The 21,002-nt window shown below is 68.4% G+C and carries 17 protein-coding genes and 1 pseudogene; 13 read left to right on the forward strand and 5 right to left on the reverse strand.

Going from position 1 to position 21,002, the window contains the following annotated elements:
* Positions 1-117 precede the first annotated feature (117 nt).
* Positions 118-789, reverse strand: a complete 672-nt coding sequence (locus tag ATK36_RS22670; protein WP_098513335.1) for a lipid droplet-associated protein — start codon at positions 787-789, stop codon at positions 118-120.
* 151 nt (positions 790-940) lie between these two features.
* Between ATK36_RS22670 and ATK36_RS22675 the strand changes: the two genes are divergently transcribed.
* A complete protein-coding gene (locus tag ATK36_RS22675; RefSeq protein WP_170069858.1) occupies positions 941-1,960 on the forward strand; it encodes a 4-hydroxy-3-methylbut-2-enyl diphosphate reductase in 1,020 nt (339 codons plus the stop codon).
* 1,043 nt (positions 1,961-3,003) lie between these two features.
* On the opposite strand, the gene ATK36_RS22680 is transcribed toward ATK36_RS22675, so the two are convergent.
* Positions 3,004-3,837, reverse strand: a complete 834-nt coding sequence (locus tag ATK36_RS22680) for a DUF6542 domain-containing protein (protein ID WP_245915018.1) — start codon at positions 3,835-3,837, stop codon at positions 3,004-3,006.
* Between the two features lie 662 nt (positions 3,838-4,499).
* Here ATK36_RS22680 and ATK36_RS22685 point away from each other — a divergent pair.
* On the forward strand, positions 4,500-4,757 hold the full coding sequence (locus tag ATK36_RS22685) for a hypothetical protein (protein WP_098513337.1): 258 nt from the start codon (positions 4,500-4,502) through the stop codon (positions 4,755-4,757).
* 269 nt (positions 4,758-5,026) lie between these two features.
* Here the strand turns inward: ATK36_RS22685 and rmuC are convergent, their stop codons facing one another.
* Complete coding sequence (gene rmuC, locus ATK36_RS22690; protein WP_098513338.1) at positions 5,027-5,941, reverse strand: DNA recombination protein RmuC; 915 nt, start codon at positions 5,939-5,941, stop codon at positions 5,027-5,029.
* A gap of 220 nt (positions 5,942-6,161) precedes the next feature.
* On the opposite strand from rmuC, the gene ATK36_RS22695 reads away from it, so the two are divergent.
* The 3 genes from ATK36_RS22695 (at position 6,162) to ATK36_RS32425 (ending at position 10,884) form a co-directional block, all read left to right on the forward strand.
* Positions 6,162-7,316 carry an exonuclease SbcCD subunit D gene (locus ATK36_RS22695; protein ID WP_170069860.1) on the forward strand — a complete coding sequence of 385 codons (1,155 nt, stop codon included), beginning with the start codon at positions 6,162-6,164 and terminating at the stop codon, positions 7,314-7,316.
* A complete protein-coding gene (locus ATK36_RS22700) occupies positions 7,313-10,276 on the forward strand; it encodes an AAA family ATPase (protein ID WP_098513340.1) in 2,964 nt (987 codons plus the stop codon). Before ATK36_RS22695 ends, ATK36_RS22700 begins: the two co-directional genes overlap by 4 nt.
* Before the next feature lie 161 nt (positions 10,277-10,437).
* On the forward strand, positions 10,438-10,884 hold the full coding sequence (locus ATK36_RS32425) for a hypothetical protein (protein WP_211291935.1): 447 nt from the start codon (positions 10,438-10,440) through the stop codon (positions 10,882-10,884).
* Here the strand turns inward: ATK36_RS32425 and ATK36_RS22710 are convergent.
* Together ATK36_RS22710 and ATK36_RS33750 are read right to left on the reverse strand one after the other, a co-directional pair.
* Positions 10,819-11,322 carry a methylated-DNA--[protein]-cysteine S-methyltransferase gene (locus ATK36_RS22710; RefSeq protein ID WP_098513341.1) on the reverse strand — a complete coding sequence of 168 codons (504 nt, stop codon included), beginning with the start codon at positions 11,320-11,322 and terminating at the stop codon, positions 10,819-10,821. The two genes, ATK36_RS32425 and ATK36_RS22710, sit on opposite strands and share 66 nt — an antisense overlap.
* Positions 11,319-13,052 (reverse strand): DNA-3-methyladenine glycosylase 2 family protein, encoded by a 1,734-nt coding sequence (locus ATK36_RS33750; protein WP_245915020.1) that lies wholly within the window; start codon positions 13,050-13,052, stop codon positions 11,319-11,321. Before ATK36_RS33750 ends, ATK36_RS22710 begins: the two co-directional genes overlap by 4 nt.
* A 114-nt stretch (positions 13,053-13,166) precedes the next feature.
* On the opposite strand from ATK36_RS33750, the gene ychF reads away from it, so the two are divergent.
* The 8 genes and pseudogenes from ychF (at position 13,167) to ATK36_RS22760 (ending at position 21,002) form a co-directional block, all read left to right on the forward strand.
* Positions 13,167-14,273 (forward strand): redox-regulated ATPase YchF, encoded by a 1,107-nt coding sequence (ychF, locus tag ATK36_RS22725; RefSeq protein ID WP_098515111.1) that lies wholly within the window; start codon positions 13,167-13,169, stop codon positions 14,271-14,273.
* A gap of 524 nt (positions 14,274-14,797) precedes the next feature.
* Positions 14,798-14,959: pseudogene (locus ATK36_RS33755) on the forward strand (helix-turn-helix domain-containing protein); the annotation flags it as partial.
* A gap of 466 nt (positions 14,960-15,425) precedes the next feature.
* Positions 15,426-16,118, forward strand: coding sequence for a hypothetical protein (locus ATK36_RS22735; RefSeq protein ID WP_098513342.1), 693 nt, complete (start codon positions 15,426-15,428; stop codon positions 16,116-16,118).
* Positions 16,115-17,461, forward strand: a complete 1,347-nt coding sequence (locus ATK36_RS31615; protein ID WP_141544506.1) for a hypothetical protein — start codon at positions 16,115-16,117, stop codon at positions 17,459-17,461. The genes ATK36_RS22735 and ATK36_RS31615 overlap by 4 nt, the downstream gene beginning before the upstream one ends.
* Positions 17,361-18,275: a hypothetical protein gene (locus tag ATK36_RS22745; RefSeq protein WP_141544507.1), complete on the forward strand. Its 915-nt coding sequence runs from the start codon at positions 17,361-17,363 to the stop codon at positions 18,273-18,275. The genes ATK36_RS31615 and ATK36_RS22745 overlap by 101 nt, the downstream gene beginning before the upstream one ends.
* 456 nt (positions 18,276-18,731) lie before the next feature.
* Positions 18,732-19,406 (forward strand): SAV_915 family protein, encoded by a 675-nt coding sequence (locus ATK36_RS22750; RefSeq protein ID WP_098513345.1) that lies wholly within the window; start codon positions 18,732-18,734, stop codon positions 19,404-19,406.
* A 4-nt stretch (positions 19,407-19,410) separates the two neighbouring features.
* Positions 19,411-19,755 carry a hypothetical protein gene (locus ATK36_RS22755; protein WP_098513346.1) on the forward strand — a complete coding sequence of 115 codons (345 nt, stop codon included), beginning with the start codon at positions 19,411-19,413 and terminating at the stop codon, positions 19,753-19,755.
* A 59-nt stretch (positions 19,756-19,814) separates the two neighbouring features.
* Positions 19,815-21,002, forward strand: coding sequence for a WXG100 family type VII secretion target (locus tag ATK36_RS22760; RefSeq protein ID WP_141544508.1), 1,188 nt, complete (start codon positions 19,815-19,817; stop codon positions 21,000-21,002).

The following is a 21,002-nucleotide window of genomic DNA, read 5'->3' on the forward strand; positions in this document are numbered from 1 at the left end:
GCGTCGATGGTGGCCTTCTGACGGGCAGGTCGCTGATCGCCGCGCCGTAACAGCGCCACCTTGCCCTCTTTCGCGCTGATGGGCGCTCGCTGCGATTCGCTCGTGCCCGGCCGTGGCTCACTGGCCTTCCGCAGGACCCTCGCCCAGCTCTTCGGCCTTGCGCGCGTTGGCGATCCGCCGGGCGAGCATGCCGGTGAAGGACGCCCGGTCGGCGTGGTCCTTCTCGTAAACCAGCAGCTCTTCCAGCTGCGTCACGGTCAGCCGTCGCAACCGCGCCCGCAGCTGGGGCAGCGTGAGCTCATCGTAACTACCGAGCCCCGCAGGTCCAGCGCTCGCTGTGTCCGCTTCGCCTTCCTCGGCCGCCGCGGTCCCACTGTCGTACTCGCCGTCCACGTGTTCTTCGCCGAGCGCCCGCGTCTCCGCGTCCCACGGGTCGTCGTCGACTGAAGACGCGAGGTCGAGATCCGGCGCGTGACCGTTGGTGTGCGGGGGCGGAAGGTCGTCCACGGGAACGAGCTTCGGACGGGCCGCGGCGAAATCGGGCTCGGCGTCCTCGTCGAACGTTGCCCAGCTGGGGGTGTCTTCGACCGGGCGAAGCATCGACAATGCGTCGTCGCCCTTGATGGCCAGTTCGGTGACGTGCTGCTGCACGCGCATGGACAGCTGCAGCACCTGGCTCGCCACGGTGACCGGCAGCCCGGTGAGCTGTTTCGGGAGTTCACGAACCCGCTCGGCGGTGGTGAGGGCGAGGCCCGCGGCGACCCGGATGGGGAGCGGGAATGGCTTCATGGATGACAGCGTGCCGCATCCAGGCCGTCCTGCCCAACCGAACGTGTGGTTGGTTCACACGACGTGACCGTGGGCACACCCTGGATAGCGCAACCGGTCCATCCCAACGAGGACTTCGAAGCCGGGCCCCGGCAGCCCGTACCCTGAGGGCATGACTTCAGCGAGTCCCGGAATCGAGCCCGCCGGCCGCCCGACGATCTCCTCGTCCAGCGCCGCCAAACGCGTGCTGCTCGCGAAGCCGCGTGGCTATTGCGCCGGCGTGGACCGCGCGGTCGTCGCCGTGGAGAAGGCGCTCGAGCTTTACGGTCCGCCGGTGTACGTGCGCAAGGAGATCGTGCACAACCGGCATGTCGTGGACACCCTGCGTGAACGGGGCGTGATCTTCGTCGACGAGACGTCCGAGGTGCCCGAAGGCGCGCTCGTGGTGTTCTCCGCGCACGGCGTGTCCCCGGCCGTGCACGAGGAGGCGGCCGAGCGCAACCTGCGCACGATCGACGCGACCTGCCCGCTCGTGACCAAAGTGCACAAGGAAGTCAACCGCTTCGCCAAGGACGATTACGACATCCTGCTGATCGGCCACGAGGGCCACGAGGAGGTCGAGGGCACGGCCGGGGAGGCGCCGGACAAGGTCCAGCTGGTGGACCAGGCCGAGGATGTGGCGAAGGTCGCCGTGCGCGACCCGTCGAAGGTGATCTGGCTGTCCCAGACGACCCTGTCGGTCGACGAGACGATGGAGCGGGTGGATCAGCTCCGGGAACGCTTCCCGCAGCTGAGCGACCCGCCGAGCGATGACATCTGTTATGCCACGACGAATCGCCAGGTGGCGGTCAAGGCGATGGCCGCGGAGTGCGATCTGGTCCTGGTGGTCGGCTCGACGAACTCGTCGAACTCCAAGCGCCTGGTCGAAGTCGCCCTGAAAGCGGGCGCCCGCGCTTCCTACTTGATCGACTTCGCCACCGAGGTCGACGAATCCTGGCTGGACGGTGTGTCGACGGTCGGCGTGACCTCCGGCGCCTCGGTCCCGGACGTCCTGGTGATGGACCTGCTGACCTGGCTCGCCGAACGCGGCTACGGCCAGGTGGACGAGGTGACGACGGCGAACGAGAAGATCGCCTTCGCCCTCCCACAGGAACTCCGGAAGGCGGCCAAAGCAGATTCCGGACGGTCCTGAGGTTCGCGACTTTGTGGCTTTCGTGCGCGGGTCGGCGGCGCTTTTTCGGCGCCGTTTCCCGGCCGGTGGTTCCTTCTTTTTGGTCCAGGCCATAGGTGGCTCACGCTTTGCGGGGATGTTCGTTTGGTTGGCTTTGGCGTGGGACGAAGACCTTGTCAGCTAAGGTTTTTGGGGCTTTTGAGGGCCGGATTTCGGGTGTGGTAACGGTTTGGGTTGCGCTGGACTGTGTGCTCGCTCCGGTGTTTAGTGCCTCGTTTCGTTTCTTGGGGTGCACATCGGTTTCGTTCTGTGGACGTGCCACGGCTTCTCGCGGCGCTTGCGCGTCGCGCTTGGTGTGCTGCGCCTGCGATACTCGCAGCGTTGTTCGCCGTACGCCCTGGCTGGCTCAGCTCATTTCACCGCGCTGCGCTGACCACCGCTACGCCACTTTTGGTTTCTTGCTGCATCGCATCTTCTCCTGTGCCGCTGGGCAATAACACCACTCGCCGCTGAGCCACAGCACCACCGCGCCGTTGTGCCGCAGTCGCGGTGTCGTCAGCTGAGTTGTTTGCGGTGTCGTGTGGTGTTGCCTGCTGAAATGTCGCGATGCCGCGCGGCATCGCCTGCCGCAGGGTCGGTTCGCGTAGTGTCGCCTGCCGTAAGGCCGCCTGCCAACCGCGGCGTGGCTCTCTCTCCACATATCATGTTCATGCCCCACACTGCAGGCGGCTACACGCACTACCGCATTACGACCGCAACATTTGCACAACCCACCGCGCCGCCACCCCGCCAATCGCACCGTTTGCCCACTCAGCCAGCGACCGTCACCGCGCTGCCCCCAGTTGCTCCAATGTTGTCCGCTGTTCCGCACGTCGGCCACCAGGTTCGCCGACACTCGCATCCCATTGCGTGCTGCAGTGACTTCCTTCTGCGTCCTCGCTCCGCCAACTATTGCGGCTCCGCGCGGTGATGGCGTAAGAACCCGGTCATGGCATAAGAAAAGCCGCCGATCCGGATTGGATCGGCGGCCCTCTTCGTGTGCTCCAACGGAAACGGCGGCCTGGTCAGGCCTCCTCGTCCCATGGCCGCTGGCGTCGTGGCGGCTCCCGCCGCGGCGGACGCGGACGACTGGGCGGCGGTTCGTCCGCACGCGGTCGGCGTCGTGGCGGCGGCTCTCCACGCGGGTCCCGGCGCCGCGGGTCACCCTCCGGCGGGCGCGGACGGCCGGGCGGCTGGGGCGTCTGCCCGCCACCGCGGGCGTTCGGGTCGATGGGTTCCCGCCGAGTCCGTGTGCCGGGATCGCCGGGCGGCCGCGGCCGACGCGGCGGCGGCCTATCGACGCCACGTTCGCGCGGCGGCCGGCGGGAGCCGGGGGGCAGAGGCGTCTGCCCGGTACGTCCTGCAGGCGGCCGGTTGCGCGCACGCGCCGGACCTTCGTCCTCGTCCCGATCCTGCGGCGGTTTGCCGTCTTTGAGCTTGATCGGGGCGTTCGGATCGCGCTCGCGGTAAATGCGGAAAAATCCGAACAGCAGCGTGACCCCGGTGGTGATCGCCATCGTCGGGAAGCCGTTGATCAGCGGGGTACCGATGTTGAGCAGCTTCGACAGGGTGTCGGAACCGCCGGAGCCACCACCGCTCACCAGCACCACGCACGGCACCGTGATGGCCAGCACCAGCGGAGGCTGCACCATCGGGCCGAACAGAGCGCGTCTCTGCACCGCGCCGACCGCGATCACGGCCCCGAGGAAGTACCCCGCCTTGAAGACGAAATCGAGGCTGCCCTTGATGTTCTCGTCGATGATGGCGCCGAGCACGGCCAAGCCGAAACCCACGAGCACGGCCGCCCACCAGGGCAGCCCGCGCCTCGCGCCGACGACGAGACGCTCGTCCCAGGGCACGGGAGCATCATCGGCATCAGGATCGCTCTGGCGATCGCGTATCGCGGTCACAAAGCACACCGTAGCCCGTACTTGTCAGGATCTTGGCGGCACTGCCGGAGACGGCACTCAGCAGCCACTCAACCGCGTGATCCCTTGTGCTGTCGAGTGGCACCCGCCGACTCGACCCTCCGCCCGGTACGTGCGGCTCTCTGCCCCGCCAGTCAACGCTCTGACCAGCGCTCATACCGACAGTATGGACAGTCGGGCCGCTCGCCGGAGCAGCGTCTGCCCCAGGCTATGCCACTCCGAGAGTTCTGTCGCACAAGCACCCATGACGCGTTCCGGAATATCCGTCACACTGGGAACTTGACCGGAAATTAACGCGACGCCCGCCGCGACTGGCAAGCGACTCTGCCCGCACGATGCCGGAATCATGCCCTTTCGCTCCCTCTGATGCCCCACACCTTGCCCCTTTCGCGTCGACCCGCCCTCACTCCTTTCCCTGAGTCCACCCCGCCTGCACCATCGTCGGCGCACCCCTGGCGGCTGATGACCCTGTCACGCTCGCCCTCCATAGCCGAGCGCCCGCGGCCATCCGGTGCCCACCGCTGCCTCGCGCCGGCGACGCAGTCCGCTGGCGACGCCCAGTACCCAGCAACGGTCCGAACGGTCGGTGTCCCATGGTCACCACGATCAAACCATCGATACCGCACATTCGCCTCCGCGCCACCACCACCGCGTGCCCGCCAAACCCGGCACCGGAAGGCCATCACAACGCACGGCCGTCGCGAATCGACGAGCCAAGGTTGATCCGCGCTGCCAAGGCCGAGCCGCCCGGCCTGCGCCGAGCCGCCTTGCCGGACCCGCGCCCGTCCGCCGCAAAGCCGAACCGTTTCGCCGAGCCGGCCCGGCTCGAGGGATCCGAGCCCACCGACTGAAGCCGAAGCGCCCAGTCTGACCCGAACCTGCTTGCCCGAGCCGAATCGCCATCGCTCGAAACCCGCCCGACCGTCCGTTGATCCACCGACCCGACGAGCACCGATCGACAAGACCGCCCAACGAATCCGCCGGCCAATCCCGGCCCACCATGTCCGATGCAAAGCCTGCCTCGCCAATCAATCCGCCACGCCCTCCGCGGCGAACCCATTGGCAACCCGCGCAACCGTTGCGCGACAAGCCTAGCGAACACATGAAGCCCAGTTCCGGCTCAGCTAGCTGTCACTTCGTCTCCCTTCCGTAGCTGCGGAACCGGTGCCGGGCTGCCGGACGCATCGGTAAGTGGTGCCACGGTGGTGCGAAACGCCTCCAGCGCCTCCAATTCCCGCCGTCGCGCGGATACGAAGCGCTGCAGATGCGTAGTGGACAGGTTCAGGGCCTCCACGGCATTTCCGGCCGCCCGGTGCGCTGCGGCCGCACCGGTCCGGACCTGTTCCACGTCTTCCACGAGCGCTCGATCGCTGGCCGCGAACAACGCGGCCGAGGCCAGCACCCCGAATCCGGTTGGTCCACAAAGGAACACCCGGCGGTCGATGAGCCAGCGCAGCAGCTCCGGGTCGGTGTCCAGTGCGGCGACCACGGCCGCATCGGACGGGACGAACATGATCGTGCCGTAGATCGCGTCCGCCCAGCGCTGGTAGCCCTTGCTCGCCAGCTCCGCCGCGCGGGAACGCAGCTGCCGGACATGGACGCGCAGTGCGTCGAGCCGCTCTTCGGGGTCGTCGGTCTCTACTGCCTCCGCCCAGATCGCCATGCTCGCCTTTGCGTCGACCGGAACCGCCCGGCCGCCACCGACGTTGAGCACCAGGTCCGGTTTGGCGCTTCCGCCGCCGCCGAGGTCGGTCTGGAGGGTGAAATGCAGTCCTTCCCGCAAGCCCAGCGCTCGCGCGGTTTCCACCAGTACCTGTTCGCCGAGCTCGCCCCGGCCGTGGATGGACGCGAACGCCACCTCGTACCGGCGCAGAGCGAGTTGCTGCTGATCGCCCTTCGCTCGTTCGGCCGCGACGAGGCGCGCGGCCGCGTCGGCCCGGCGCATCCCGTCGTTGTACAGCCGCCACAGCACGGCGACAGCGACGCACAGGATCAGTGCGAGCACGACTGCCGCGGTGGTGATCACCGTTTCCACCCGGGCCTCCCTTCCGTCGGGGTGTCGGTCGAGGAGACATCATGGCGGAGCCCACCGACAAAAACCGGCACGGGCGTTCGCACTCCGTAGCTGACCAGTGAGTTCACTATGTCGGGGACGGCGTGTCCGGAGCAACCCTGATCGGCTTCGTACACACGTTCGAGTGGGATACCGGCGAGCCTGCGGCATTTCGTCGGTCTCGGCTCCTAACGTGGTCGTCGTGATCGTTCTCCACACTTCCGACTGGCACCTCGGCCGCACGTTCCACGGCGCCGACCTGCTCGCCGAGCAGGAGGCCGTCCTCACGCACATCGCCGAACTCGTCGAGCGCGAGGCGGTCGACGTCGTGGTGGTGGCCGGCGACATCTACGACCGCGCGGTGCCCTCCGCCGAAGCGGTCCGGGTCGCCACGACCGCGCTTACCCGCATTCGCCGGGCGGGCGCGGAGCTGGTGCTGACCCCGGGCAACCATGATTCGGCGGCGCGGCTCGGCGCGTTCGCGGACTTCGCGGCAGCCGGTGGCCTGCACCTGCGGGCGACCGTCGCCGGTATCGCGGAACCCGTTCTGCTGCAGGACGAACACGGTCCGGTGGCGTTCTACGGCCTGCCCTACCTCGAGCCCGAGCCGTCGCGGCATGCGCTGGGCGTGCCGGAGGCGCGTGGCCACACCGGTGTGCTCGGCGAGGCGATGCGCCGGGTGCGGGACGATCTGGCCGGGCGCCCGGCCACCCGGTCGGTGGTGCTGGCGCATGCGTTCGTGACCGGTGGCGAGCCCAGTGAGTCGGAGCGGACCATCGCGGTCGGTGGTGTCGAGCAAGTGCCCGGTTCGGTGTTCGACGGCGTGGATTACGTCGCGCTCGGGCATCTGCACGGCCCGCAGATCCTCGCCGAACACCTGCGTTACTCCGGCAGTCCGCTGGCCTACTCGTTTTCCGAGGCGAGGCAACGGAAATCGGTTTGGCTCGTGGACCTCGACGGCGACGGTCTCGCCGGCGTGCGACGGCATGAGCTGCCGGTACCGCGGCCGCTCGCGGCCCTTTCCGGGGAACTGACCGCGCTGCTCACCGATCCGGACCACGAGCAGTGGTGTGAGCATTTCCTCTCGGTCACCGTCACCGACCGGGTCCGTCCGGTCGATGCGATGCGCCGATTGCGGGAGCGATTTCCGTATGCAGTGCACCTGGACTGGCGGCCGGAAGGAGGAATCCCCGGTGCGGAATTGAAGTACGCGGAAGCGGTGCGCGGCCGCAGTGATGTCGAGATCGCCCGGAGTTTCCTCGATGATTGCCGAGGCGCCGCCCCGAATGAGCGGGAAGAGCGGCTCGTGCACCTCGCGCTCGAAGCGGCGAACCGGGCGGAGGTGGCGAAACTGTGAGACTGCACCTGCTGGAAGTGGAGGCATTCGGCCCGTATGCGCGTCGAGAGGTCATCGATTTCGACGCGCTCGGCGCCGACGGCCTCTTCCTCCTGCACGGCGACACCGGCGCGGGCAAGACCACGTTGCTCGACGCGATCGCCTTCGCGTTGTTCGGTGTGGTGCCGGGCGCGCGCGGGGACGTCAAGCGGCTGCGGTGCGATCTTGCGGGGTCCGAGCAGCGCACGGAGGTGGTGCTGGAGCTGACCGTGCAGGGGCAGCGGCTGCGGATCGTGCGCAGTCCGGAATACGAACGGCCGAAGAAGCGCGGCGCCGGAGTCACCACGCAGCAGGCCCGGGTCTCGCTGACCTGGATCGGTGCGCCACCGACCGGGCTGCCACCCGACGGGCTGATCCGGATCGACGAGGTGGCGCGTGCGGTCGAGCGTCTGCTGGGTATGACCGCCGCGCAGTTCTTCCAGGTCGTGCTGCTGCCGCAGGGTGAGTTCGCGAAGTTCCTCCGCAGTGACACCACCGAGCGGGAGAAGCTACTGGAGCGGCTCTTCGGCACGGAGCGGTTCTCCGGCGTCGAACGCTGGTTCGCTGACCTGCGCACCGAGCGTGGCCGGGAGCTGGAGAAGCGGCAGCTGGAAGTACGCGAGCTGCTGGCCCGCTACGTACAGGAAGCCCAGCAGGATCCGCCGGAAGAAGGGCGTGCGGACTGGGCGGAAACCGTGCTGGCCGAGGTCGCCACTCAAGCTCTGGCGGCCGAAACCGAAGCGGAACAAGCACGTTCCGCGTCCTCGGCGGCGGATGCCTTGCTACGAGAAGCTGAGGAGGACGTGGAGAAGATCCGCCGCGTCCGCATCGCGCACACCCGGCTGGCGCAGCTCGCCGAGCAGGCGGATGAACGGGCCGGATGGGTCGACGAGATCGCGGCCGCCCGGCGGGCGGCCGCGGTGGTGCCCGAGGTCGAGCTGCTCGAACGACGCACCGCCGAGCTCGGCGACGCCCAGATACGCGAGGCAGAACGCAGTCGCGACCTCGCCGGTCTGGGATTCGATACCGCCGGATTCGCCGTGGCCGACCTGCGGGAACGAGCGGGTTCGCTGCGGGAGGAAGCAGGGGCGCTCGCCGAGCTGGCTGCGGAAGCCCGGCAGCAGGAGGTCGACGAGCAGCGCCAGGCAGCACAGGCCAAGGCCCTCGAAGAGGCCGCCGGGCAGGTTGCCGATGTCACGGAGAAGCTAGCCGTGCTGCCGGACCAGCTCGCTGCGGCGCGGGCTGCGGCAGGAGCGGCCGGTGAAGCCGCGGCCAAATTGGACGGCGCAGTGGCGAAGGTGGATGAGCTGACCGCCGTGGCTCGTGCCGCCGAGGAACTGCCCGCCGTGGTGGCCAGGGTCGAGCGTGGCGAGGAGAAGCTTCGAGAAGCGGTCGATGTGCACCAGTCGGCCCGGCAACACCGATTGGATCTGCGGGAGCGGCGATTGGCCGGGATGGCTGCGGAACTGGCGTCCGGGCTGGCGGACGGCGCGCCGTGTCCGGTCTGCGGTTCGGCAGCGCACCCGGCGCCGGCCGGGCACGAGGTCGAACTGGTCGATCCCGCCGAAGAACGGGCCGCCGAAGAGGCCGAACAGCGGGCTTCGGCGATGCGGCAACGGGTGGTCTCCACCTTGGAGGAGGTCAAGGCCCGAGCCGAGGTATTGCGCGAACGGCTGGACGGGCGAACCGCCGAATCGGTGGCGGCCGAGCTGGCCGGAGCACGGGCGGCGGTTGCCGGGCTGACCGAACAGGCCCAGCGCAAGGACCGCATGGCTCGGCAGGTCGGCGAGCTGGAACTTCAGACGGAACAGCTGGCCGAGCGCCGTCGCCGGGCAGAACAGGCAGTGACCGAGACGACCGGCGAAATCCGCGCCTTGGCGGAGCGGCTCGCCGAACGCGAGCAGCGGCTGGTGGCCGGCCGGGGCGACTTCCCGGATGTTCGCACGCGGCGGCAGCACCTCCTCACTGTCGCCGGTGCCTTCGACGAGACCGCCGAGGCACGGACTGCCGTCGAAAGCGCGGAGTCCCGTCTCTCCGAGCAACGGGGTGTTGTCGAGATTTCGTTGCACGCCAAGGGTTTCGCCACCCTCGAAGAGATGCGCGCCGCAGTCCGCGAGGACGAACAGATCACCAAACTCGAACAGGGTCTCGCCGAGGCCGAGGCGATGACCGCCGGTGCGCGCGAGCTGCTTGCGCAACCGGACCTGTTCGGGATCTCGCCGGACGACGTCGTGGAGGTCGCGCCGAAGGCCGCGGCCGCCAAGTCCGCACGCGAGCGTGCGGAGACGACATACGTGCGCCGGCAGGCGCTGACTGCGCAGCATCGGGAACTGGAGAAACTCGCCGGCCGGATGGGCAAAGCGCTTGCCGAACTGGCTCCGGTCGAAGAGGAATACGCCGAGCTGCGCGCACTGTCCGAAGTGGTCAATGGGCGGGGGCAGAACGCCCGGAAGATGTCGTTGCGTTCGTACGTCCTCGCTGCCCGGCTGGAGGAGGTCGCGCTCGCCGCGAGTGCCCGTCTGCGCACGATGAGTCAGGGGCGGTACTCGTTCGTGCACTCGGATGCCGCAGGTGCCCGCGGCACTCGCGGCGGGCTGGGGCTCGACGTGCTGGACGACTATTCCGGCGCCATCCGGCCGGCGAAGACGCTGTCGGGTGGGGAGTCCTTCCTGGCGTCGTTGTCACTCGCACTGGGTCTTGCCGACGTCGTCGCAGGCGAGACCGGTGGTGCTCTGCTCGACACGCTCTTCGTGGACGAAGGCTTCGGCACCCTCGACGCCGAGACCCTGGACGTGGTGATGAACATCCTCGACGAACTCCGGGCCGGCGGCCGCGTGGTCGGTCTGGTGTCCCACGTCGAGGAGCTGCGCCAACGCATCCCGACCCGCCTCCGGGTGCGGAAGGCGCGTGCCGGCTCGACCGTGGAGCTGACCATGGCCTGACGAACTCAGCGCCGGACGCTGAACAGCAGTGGTGGCCTTCGCACCCGGTCAACCGGCTGAGACGGCGGACGTTGCGGCGTATGGTGGCCGGCTTCCGGCTTCGCCGTTCCCGGTTTGTTGTTCTCGGTTTGCCGCCCGACGCGCGCTGGAGTTGGGCTGGCTTGTCTGGCCGAGCAGTCTGCCCCGGCCCCGGCAGGCTGCTACGGTCCGATTGCCGAGACGGCCTTCCCACGGCTGGCATCGGATGGTGTGCTCCGGCCGAAGCCGAAGCCGAAGCCGAAGCCGAAGCCGAAGCCGAAGCCGAAGCCGAAGCCGAAGCCGAAGCCGAAGCCGAAGCCGAAGCCGAAGCCGAAGCCGAAGCCGAAGCCGAAGCCGAAGCCGAAGCCGAAGCCGAAGCCGAAGCCGAAGCCGAAGCCGAAGCCGAAGCCGAAGCCGAAGCCGAAGCCGAAGCCGAAGCCGAAGCCGAAGCCGAAGCCGAAGCCGAAGCCGAAGCCGAAGCCGAAGCCGAAGACCCCCCACGGAGCGGTTGCCGGATCCGGCCGTCAGGCGGGCTGTTCGTGGGTGAGGAGCCAGCGTTTGGTGTCCGTACCCCAGCGGAAGTTGCCTAGGGCACCGCCGGTGCGGATCACCCGGTGACAAGGGACGAAGAGGGCGGCAGCGTTACGAGCACAGGCCGAAGCAGCAGCGCGAACGGCGTTCGGGTTGCCGGTCATGCCGGCGTACTCGGCGTAGCTGACGGGGCTTCCGGCAGATACTTTCCGGAGCATTTCCCAGGCGTGCTCGCGGAAAGCGCCGGAGCGTTGGCGGACTTCGACGTCTGCGATGACGTCCAGGTCGCCGGCGTGGTAGCGGTGCACGGCCGTGCTGACCGGGCCGAGGTCCCGGCGTTCGGCCAGTGTGGCCGGGGCCAGCGCCGGGGAAATGAGCGGCGTCAGCTCGGCGACGTCGGCGGTCCAGCCGGAGGCGAGTACGGCGCCGTCGCCGGCCACCACGGCGGTGAACGGCCCGGCCTTGGTGTCCATAGTGGACCAGAAAGCAGTGCTCACGAAAATTCTCCTCGAACGGCTTGAACAGCGAGAGTACGGAGGTACATGCCCGCATACGAACTCCACGGTCGCCATGCGCGTGCCGAAGTCGCCAGGTCGATGCCCAGCGCATCGGCACCTTGCCGTACGGCGGGATCGGCGGACAGCAGCACGTCGGGCGAGCCGAGCAGACGCATCACGACGTAAGCGGTGGTCGCCGGATCAACGCCGGTGGCGAGCAGGTCATCGCGCAGCTCGTCCGGGTCGCGGCCGACGTGCAGGTCGAGGCGTCCATCGGCCAGCGCGGTGGCGGCTTTGCGGACCAACGGTGTCACGTCGGCGTCGGCGACTGCCTCAGGTGTCGGGAACAGGGTGGTGAGAGTGTCCATCGGCGGCTCGGACGATCGGCGGGCGCAAGGCGGGACGGACTCGGATACGGCGGCACGGGGCGCGGCGGCCCCGGATACGGCGACGGGGAAGCTGGGCCCGCTCTCCACTGACGATGGGGAATCAGGCTCGGTTGAGTGAGCCGCCTCAGCCGGGAGCGGTCCCCCGAGACGCGCCGAGGACAGCTCGTGCAGGTGCGGCGAAGTTGGCTCGCTGCAGAGGACCGGCGAGTCCGAGCCGGGGCGGACCGAGTCCCCCGCACGGGTCGGGCCGGGTCCGTCCGAGGTCGGCTCACCGAGGTGAAGTGACAGCGGCTCACCGAGGTGGACGAGGCGCGCCGCGCTGTTTCCCAGCAAGGTCCGGAGCAGGACTTCCGAGCCATCGACCGCGCCAGGAACCCGGACGCCGGGGGTGGCGGTGACGAGAGGGGCCAGCGCCGGGTCGGCGGCCAGCACCCGGGCGACGGCCTCCGGATCCGCGTCCAGATCCAGCAACCGGCGGATCCGGGTGACAGCGCTGCCCAGGTCACGCAAGTCGGTCAGGGCCAGGTCACAGCGGACATGGTCGGGCTGAGGGCAGGTCCAGAACACGCCGGCGCCGTGGGGCAGCCGGAGCGTACGGCCGTAGCCGACGACAGTAGCACCGCCTTCGAAGGCTTCGATGCCGCGAAGCGCGCCTGAAGCGTGGTAGCGCAACACACCGTGTACGTCGAACGGCGCGCGGAACGGCAGGCGCAGGCTAAGGCGCGTCGCGGTGCTTGGTTCGCCGCGACGGCCCCGGCGGAGGCTCGCTGCACGTAGCTGGGACGGCGTCGTCGCGAAGACCTCGCGGATCGTCTCGTTGAACTGTCGGACGCTCGAAAAGCCCGCAGCGAACGCGACGTCGGTGAGAGGTAGCTGTGACATCTCGATCAACAGCCGCGCCGAATGCGCTCGGTGGGCGCGTGCGAGAGCGAGTGGGCCGGCGCCCAATTCGGCTGTCAGGACGCGGCCAAGCTGGCGCTCCGAGTAGCCGAGCCGTCTTGCGAGGCCGGGTACGCCGTCGCGTTCGACGAGGCCGTCGGAGATCAGTCGCATTGCGCGGGCGGCCAGGTCGGCGCGGACGTTCCAGTGCGGCGACCCCGGTACGGCATCGGGCAGGCACCGGCGGCACGCGCGGTATCCGCCGGCCTGCGCGGCCGCCGACGTCGGGTAGAAACGCACGTTCTGCGCCTTCGGCGTGAGCGCTGGGCACGACGGGCGGCAGTAGATCCCCGTGGTGCGTACGGCCATGATGAACTGGCCGTCGAACCGCTGGTCGCGGGCGGTGACAGCCCGGTAGCAACGCTCGGTGTCGCGCCAGACCGGAGTGCTCGTGGAGGCCATGTGTTCGATGATGCCAGCAGGTGAGGAGGCCGACTGGCGGGAATCCGACACGACGCTGCACGCCCGCTCACCGGGTCGCCGGTGACCGGTGCGGGGCACGTAGACTCACTCGTCGTGAGTCTCACCCTCGGCATCGTCGGCCTGCCCAACGTCGGCAAGTCCACCCTGTTCAACGCGCTGACCCGCAACGACGTGCTCGCCGCGAACTACCCGTTCGCCACGATCGAGCCGAACGTCGGGGTGGTGCCGCTGCCGGACCCGCGGCTGGACAAGCTCGCCGAGGTCTTCTCCTCGGAGAAGACGGTCCCCGCTGTGGTGTCCTTTGTGGACATCGCGGGCATCGTGAAGGGGGCTTCCGAGGGAGCCGGGCTCGGCAACAAGTTCCTGGCCAACATCCGCGAGGCCAATGCGATCTGCCAGGTCATCCGGGTGTTCGACGATCCGGACGTGGTGCACGTGGACGGCCGCATCGACCCGTCCAGCGACATCGAGACGATCAACACCGAGCTGATCCTCGCCGACCTGCAGACGCTGGAGAAGGCGCTGCCGCGGCTGGAGAAGGAGGCCCGGACCAAGAAGGAGGCCCGTCCGGCGCTGGAGAACGCGCAGCAGGCCAAGGAGATCCTCGACGCCGGGCGCACGCTGTTCCAGGCGCAGAAGGAGATCGACGCCGAGTCGCTGCGGGAACTGAGCCTGCTCACCACCAAGCCGTTCCTCTACGTCTTCAACGCCGACGAGAGCATCCTGACCGACGAGGCGCGTCGCGAGGAGCTGACCAAGCTGGTCGCCCCGGCGGACGCGGTGTTCCTGGACGCGAAGGTGGAGGCGGAGCTGCTCGAACTGGACGACGAGGAGTCCGTGCGCGAGCTGCTCGAATCCGTCGGCCAGCCGGAGCCGGGCCTGCACGCGCTGGCCCGCGCCGGATTCCACACGCTCGGCCTGCAGACCTACCTGACCGCGGGCCCGAAGGAATCCCGCGCCTGGACGGTTCCGCAGGGCGCCACCGCCCCGCAGGCCGCGGGCGTCATCCACACCGACTTCGAGCGCGGCTTCATCAAGGCCGAGGTGGTCTCCTTCACCGACCTGGTCGAGGCGGGCTCCATGGCCGCCGCCCGTTCCGCGGGCAAGGTCCGAATGGAAGGCAAGGACTACGTGATGGCCGACGGCGACGTGGTCGAGTTCCGACACGGTGCAACCTCAAGTCTCACCAAAAAGGCGTAACCGTGTCGGAAGCCCGCGAGGCTTCCAGCACGTAGTGCGCTCGGCCGAGCGGGTCCGACTTCAGGTCGCCCCCGGCCAGCGCTGAACCCGCCAACCGGGGCCTCCGACGGGGATGGAGCCCCGGCGTGAGCCACAAGTCTCTCACTCCGCACGACATTCCACCGCTGTCCGTCAACGCGCTCGTCGAGCGCTGGTCCGATGCTCGTTGTCGAGCGTTCCTGGCTAAGCACAACGGCGAGGAGTCGAACCCGCGCGATCTGTTCGCCGAACTCGCTTACGGGGTCCGGATCGCGGAGGAGGCCACGGCCAGCCGGTGGTGTGTGATCGCCGAACTACTGCGCTTGGGCGCGGTTGATTCCTGGCACCAGGCGGCCGACGCGATCGGCGCCACCGAAACCGAGGCCAGGGACGGCTTTCACACCTGGGTCGCGGCTCAAGCGGCATTACGGCTTCGAACCGGAACCGTCGGACTCACCGAGGCCGACGCCACGGAGCTGTACGCGTTTGTTCGAGACGGTGGCCTGGTGAGTATCGAGGTCGTCCACTGGGCGCTCAATTCTGCGCCGATTCCGCGGGATCGACGTGACGCGTCCAGCCTGGCAATCGTCCTGGTTGGACTCGCAAGCCACGCGGACCCCGACGGCTGCAACGCTTTCCCCTCGTTGGCAACGCTGACGCGGTACACGCGCCTGTCGGAGCGGTCCGTCCGCTATGCCCTGCGTTCATTGCAGGAGCTGAACCTGATCAGGCCGTCGGACCCGGAGATCGTGGCGGCGTACGTGAAGCGGGCCGACCGGCGACCCAACGGATACAACCTCGCGGTGCATCGCCGCGAGGATTCTGTGGATAGCTCGTCCGGCGAGGGGCAGAGTGTGCCACCCGCTGAACAGTACGGGGAGCAAACAGCGCAGGCACGAGGGGCAGACAGCGACACCACGAGGGGCAGCGCTTGCCCCCGAACCGTCCTGGGAACCGTCCTGTGCGCGCCCGCCCGCCCGAGGCGCGCTTGCCGCCACCGCCGCCGTGCGGTCAGTGCGACGCTCGCTCCACCGACCCCGTCTCGGCCCGAGTCATCTGGCTCGATGCCGACCGAATGCGGTCAGCACCGTGCCCCCGCTGCCACCCGGCCACCAGCCGCGCGGGAGGTGCCCGGTGAACGTCGATGTTCTCGACAAGGTCCGCCAGGCCGTCGCCAGCGCGCACGCAGCTGGCCACCGCACGCCGGGCCGACCGACGCTGATGAAGATGACCGGCGCGACCGACTACCAGGTCCGCAAGGCTTTGGACGCCCTCGGCGAAGACGAACCGCCAGCTGGCGCCAGTGCTGACGAGCCAGGTGAAGCCGAACCAACGATGGCTCTCCCCGAGCCTCCGCGTGATGCAGTCGTGCGGCTTCCCCGACCCTGGCCGCTGATCTTCATCGGGCTCGCTGCGGCCGTGGCGATCTGGGGCGGCTGGGTGCGGCTCGGCGAGCTGACCGGGTTCGGCCCGATCAACCTGCTGCCGGGGGTTGGCGGCGGCTTCACCGTGAACACGGCCGTCGTGCTGCCGTTGTCGGTCGAGTTCTACTCGGCGTACGCCTTGCGCGTGCTGCTTGCGTCGGACCGACTGAGCGAACGCACCCGGCGGTTTGCGCGGCGATCGTTCCTGGCCAGTTTGGTGGTGGGTGGTGGCGCTCAGATCGCCAGCCACATCATGGTCGCCGCCCGCGTCCCCGACGCGCCGTGGCCAGTGACCACCGTCGTGGCGTGCGTGCCGTTGCTTGTGATCGGGTTGGCAACCGGCCTGGCAACGCTGGTGAAGCGGGACGCCCCTATTGGCGGCGCTGGTGGTGATCGGCGATGAACGCCGCTCGACGGGACGGCCAGTCCGGTGTGCCCGTAGCATTCCCCGCTCAGGAGGCGTCGCCGGTCGGTGTCAGCTCTGGTGAGGTCGGCCCGGCCGGGCCGGTGCTCGACGGTGAACTGCTGACCGACGAGCAGTATCGGCGGGCGCGGCGGCTGGCCGATCTCGCGAGGTCGCGGTTGCCCGCCCGTTGGCAGGACCGCAACCACTTCGAGCGGGTTCGCGCGGACCTGGTGCGCCACCTTGTACGGGCACCGTTCCGGTATCCGGCCGCCGTCGCGCGCGGGGTGCCGATCGCGGTGCGCGTCTGGTGGTCGTGGATGTCGGTGAAGGACTTCTACGACGCGGCGAAGCAGACGCAGCAGCTGGCGAACCGGTACGAAGAGATCCACCGCTTCCGGGTGCGGCGCCGCTGGTGGACGCTCGCCACCACGGCCACCAGCGGTGGCGGCCTCACCGTCGCGAGCCTGGTGGAAGGCCCGGTCGTCTGGTGGATCGCGGGTGGTGCGGTATCCGCCGGGCTGGCGGTCGCCGGACGCCGCAAGGACGGCTCGGGCCGGTCGGCGGTAATCCGGCCGCGCAGCATCGCGTGGGCGATGGACGGCAACAACCTCGTCACCGCCTTCCGCGACGCCAGGCTCATCGGCAAGGACGACGGACTCGCCTTCGTCCAGCTGCCGAAGCGCGACGGCACCGGCTGGGCGGTCGAAGTGGACCTGCCCGCCAGCCGGAAAGCCAGCACCGCGATCGCGAAACGCGAAGACCTCGCCTCCGCGCTGGCCGTGGACGAAGTCCAGCTCATCGCCGAACGCGTCCGCGGCAAAAGCGGGCACGCGGGACGGCTTTCCCTCTGGATTGCCGATGACGACCCCTACGCTGCGAAGCCGCTCGACTCGCCCCTCGGGGAGGTCGAGAGCTGGGACTTCTGGCAGCCCACGCCGTTCGACACGACCGCGCGCGGACAGCTCGTGCACCTGTCACTGGTGTGGACCTCGCTGCTGGTGGGCGCGATCCCGCGCATGGCAAGACCTACGCGCCCGGATCCCGGTCACCTCCGCCGCCCTCGACCCACACGTCCGGCTCATCGTGGCCGACGGCAAGGGCGGCAAGGACTGGAAGCCGTTCGAGCTGGTGACTCACCGGTTCATCCCCAACGCCCGCGCCGAGGCGATCATCCGGCTGGTCGCCGTGCTAGAAGAGACGGCGGCCGACGTCGAGACCCGCTTCGGACGACTCGCCGAGATGGACGACGAACTGTGCCCCGAGTCGAAGGTCACCCCGGAGCTGACCCGCAACCTGGTTCACGACATGCCGCTGACCGTGATCGCGATCGCGATCGCTGAGATCCAGAACTACCTCGAAGACGACAGCCCACTCGACCCCGACCAGCCCAAAGGCAAGAAGCGCGGACAACGCGTCCTGGAACTGCTGACGTTCATCGCGAAAACCGGCCCCGCGGCCGGTTTCGTGTTGATCGTCGCGACGCAGAAGCCCGACTCCCAAGTCATCCCCGACAAGCTGCGCAGCCAACTCGGCGCCCGCTTCGCCCTCAAGGTCATGACCTACCAGGCCAGCGAGACCATCCTCGGCGCCGGGACGTACAAAGCCGGAATGGACGCCTCCAAACTACTCAAATCCCACTGCAGTGTCGGGCTTCTCCTCGGTGCGGACGGGGAAACCGACCTCGACGCCGGCGACGCAATCACCGTGCGAACCCACCTGCTGCCCATCAAAGACATCCGCACTGCATGCCATCGAGGCCGCGCACTGCGTGAGATCGCCGCAACGCTGACCGGCGACGCGATAGGCGCTCGGAATATCGGAAGCCTGCCGGACGACGTCGCCCGGCGAATCGAGGAGACCGCGGCAACGAGCGAACCGGACACGACCTTCGAGGCCGTGAAAGAACCCGAACTCCCCGAAATTCTCAGCCTCCTGATCGACGTCATAGGCGGTCACGAGACTGGACTCGTTGCCACAGCTGAACTCGCCAGCCGCATCAGCTGGGACGCCAAATCACTCGGTGAAGCACTACGCCGCGCTGGGATTCCCGCAGCAACGCCACCCCGACAACGGATCAACGGCTCGCCATATCCTGTTTCCGTCACCGATCTGAGCGCAATCCGGGCCGGAGTCGTCGGCTGGCTGGACGGCTGACCCAGGTTGGGTCCGCACAGCTCAGTGCGGACCCAACCGATCGCCATTGCGACTAAAGTCGGGACTCGCGCGGCTGTGAACAGCGAGAACCGCCTACAGCGCGACGATTCCGGACGTTCGGACCACCTGCGAAACGTCCGCACAGGTCCGCACGAGCCCTGGTCTGTCAAGCCGCTCATACTATTTCGACTCGCAGGTCGAGCGACGCTGAATTGATCTCGGCGGCGGACACGCGCTTGACCGGTCGCCCGCTTGTATCGCCCGACCTTGTGCGAACCGCTACTCCACCTGGGTGACAACCGCCGCTCCCAGCGAGAAGCCTTCTTCATCGAGGTCATATTGCTACCCTCGGCAGCCGAGGGAACGCAGGAAGGCACCTCGGAGTCTCATGGAGGGAGCCGAGGAGGGCCTTGCCAGGCGGACGGGAGCGCGCTGGCTGAAGCGTCAGGGGAGGACGTGAACGACTCAATTGCGGCCAAGGCCCGGCAGGCGTTCGTTCGGTTTGACGATCTCAACGAGCGCCTTTCAGAACTGCTGTTTGTGCTGGTAACGCCGGCTGAGGCCGGTCGCCCTGGCAGCATTGAACTCCGCCGAACCGCCCGTCACGAGTTGGCGGTCGCTGCCTACTCGTCCATCACGAGGCTGGTCGGGGTGTGCGGCAATGGTCGGCCGTGGGTGCAGGTCACCCGCGGCCGGCTCATCGAGTTCTGCGACGCCAACGACGTCGGCATTGTCGTGTTGGATGCGGTCCTGGACCTCGCGCCGCGGTATCCAGAGGTCGACAGCCGCGAACAGCCACCGCTTGAACCGCTGGAGCCGTTGCCTGAGCACGACGACCTGCTCTACGTGCCGTCGCGGCCGGTGGAGTTCGGCCAGTACGTTGTGGAGCTGGAGTTGCAGCCTGACCGCGCCGGCCGACCTGTGTTGATGGCTTACACGACGCCGGAATTGCTGACCGCCTGCTGCGGTGAGTTCCAGCCGTGGGTGGCCGTCCACATGGATGACATCAAGGACGTCATCGCGGAGTCCGGTGCATCCGGCGTGCTGATGAACCCGGTGCTGGCCGAGGAGTCGCGGCATACGGCGACAGTGCAGGACTGGTCGCGACGTTCATCCATCGGAAGGGAATAAACCGATGACCATGCCGTACGGAGGCGGTGGCGGCTACAGCTACACGCCGGAAGGACTCAACAGCATCGTCGGCCAACTGCGCCACGGCGCCAAAGCACTCGACGGCGTCGCTGCCCGTGCCGTCCAGGGTGTTGACGCTGGTACCTCGTCCGACGTTGTCGGGACCGTGCTGGCCGACCTGATCAAGATGGCCACCGCGTCGGCCGGAGCCCTGAGCGGCTCGGCGGAGAAAGTGCACGCTGCCAACGGTGCCTACGACGACATCGAGAACTCCCAGACCGGGCAGATCAAACGCGCTGGCCAGTCGGAGGATCCGGATACGCGGCGCGAAATGCACGTCCACGGCTGAGGGGGAGCAGCATGGGACAAGTTCTGAACACCACCGTCAACGGTGCCTCCGGTACCTGCGTGGCGGCCGCCGACTGGCTGCGCACCGTGGCGGAAGCTGGCCGCCAGGCGGCAGGCGACGTCCGAGGAGCTCGCACCACGGCGGAGGCCGGCTGGCAAGGACCGGCGAGCGAGGCTTTCCGGGACTCGATCGACAACATCGACGTCGTCGGCGACGAAATGGCCGACTGGGCGTCGCGCACCGAGCGCGGCTTGCGCGACTTCGCCGGCTCCTTGGACACGGTCATCGCCCGCGTGCAGGACGCGATGACCAAGGCGACGGCGGGCGGCCTTCAGGTCGACGGCCCGTTCATTGTCGAGCCGGACCCGGTGCCGATGAACAAGCCGGGCACGCCGGCGGAGATGTGCACCGCCAACAACCTGCATGCGGTGATCGGCACGTATCAGGGCGACATCAAGAAGTACAACGCTCTGGTCGCCGACCACAACGCAAAGGTCGCGGTCTACAACGAGTGCAAGTCGATCGTGGACGCCGCTCGGACCACCGAGGACAATGCGCACATGGCACTGCGGCAGGCGGTCCAACCGCCGGCGGGCGGCCTGAACATCGATGCGTACAAGGTCGGCACCACCGTCATCGCACGCGTGAATAGCTACATCAGCTCGTTCGAGAATCCCCGGCACGAAGCGCTGCTCAAGGCCGCACGTGCCGAGAACAACGCCCAATTCTTCGAGGGCTGGGCCAAAGGTACCTTGATCGACATGAGTGCCGACGACAAGGTGCTGCTTCAGTGGGCTGCGGACAACTCACGCGGAAACAAGTACGGCTACGAAACCCGCGCCTCACAGTTCGGCAAGTACGTCGACATGGTGCCCAAGCCCGTGCTGGAATTCATCGCTGCCTACCCTGGCAAGCGAGCCCTGCACATGCTGCCGCCGGATGCGGAAACCGGGCTGAAGACCGGGCAACGGCTGCTCAAGGGCTTGCCGTACGTGGGCAGCACGTTGACGATCGTCAACGAAGCCGTCGGTGCGGCGAATGGCGAGGAGACCTGGGGTAAGGCCGCTGCCGACTCCGGCGGCCTGATCGTCGGCGGTGCCCTCGGTGCGGCCGGAGCTAGTGCGCTGGCCGGTGCAATCTACGGCGCGCCCCTTGGGCCAGTAGGGTCGTTCGTGGTCGGCACCGTAGGCGGGATCGCCGGAGCCATCGGCGGACAGGCCGTCGCCGATTGGCTGGTGCCGAAGTGA

The sequence above is a fragment of the Amycolatopsis sulphurea genome (assembly GCF_002564045.1).
Classification (GTDB): domain Bacteria; phylum Actinomycetota; class Actinomycetes; order Mycobacteriales; family Pseudonocardiaceae; genus Amycolatopsis; species Amycolatopsis sulphurea.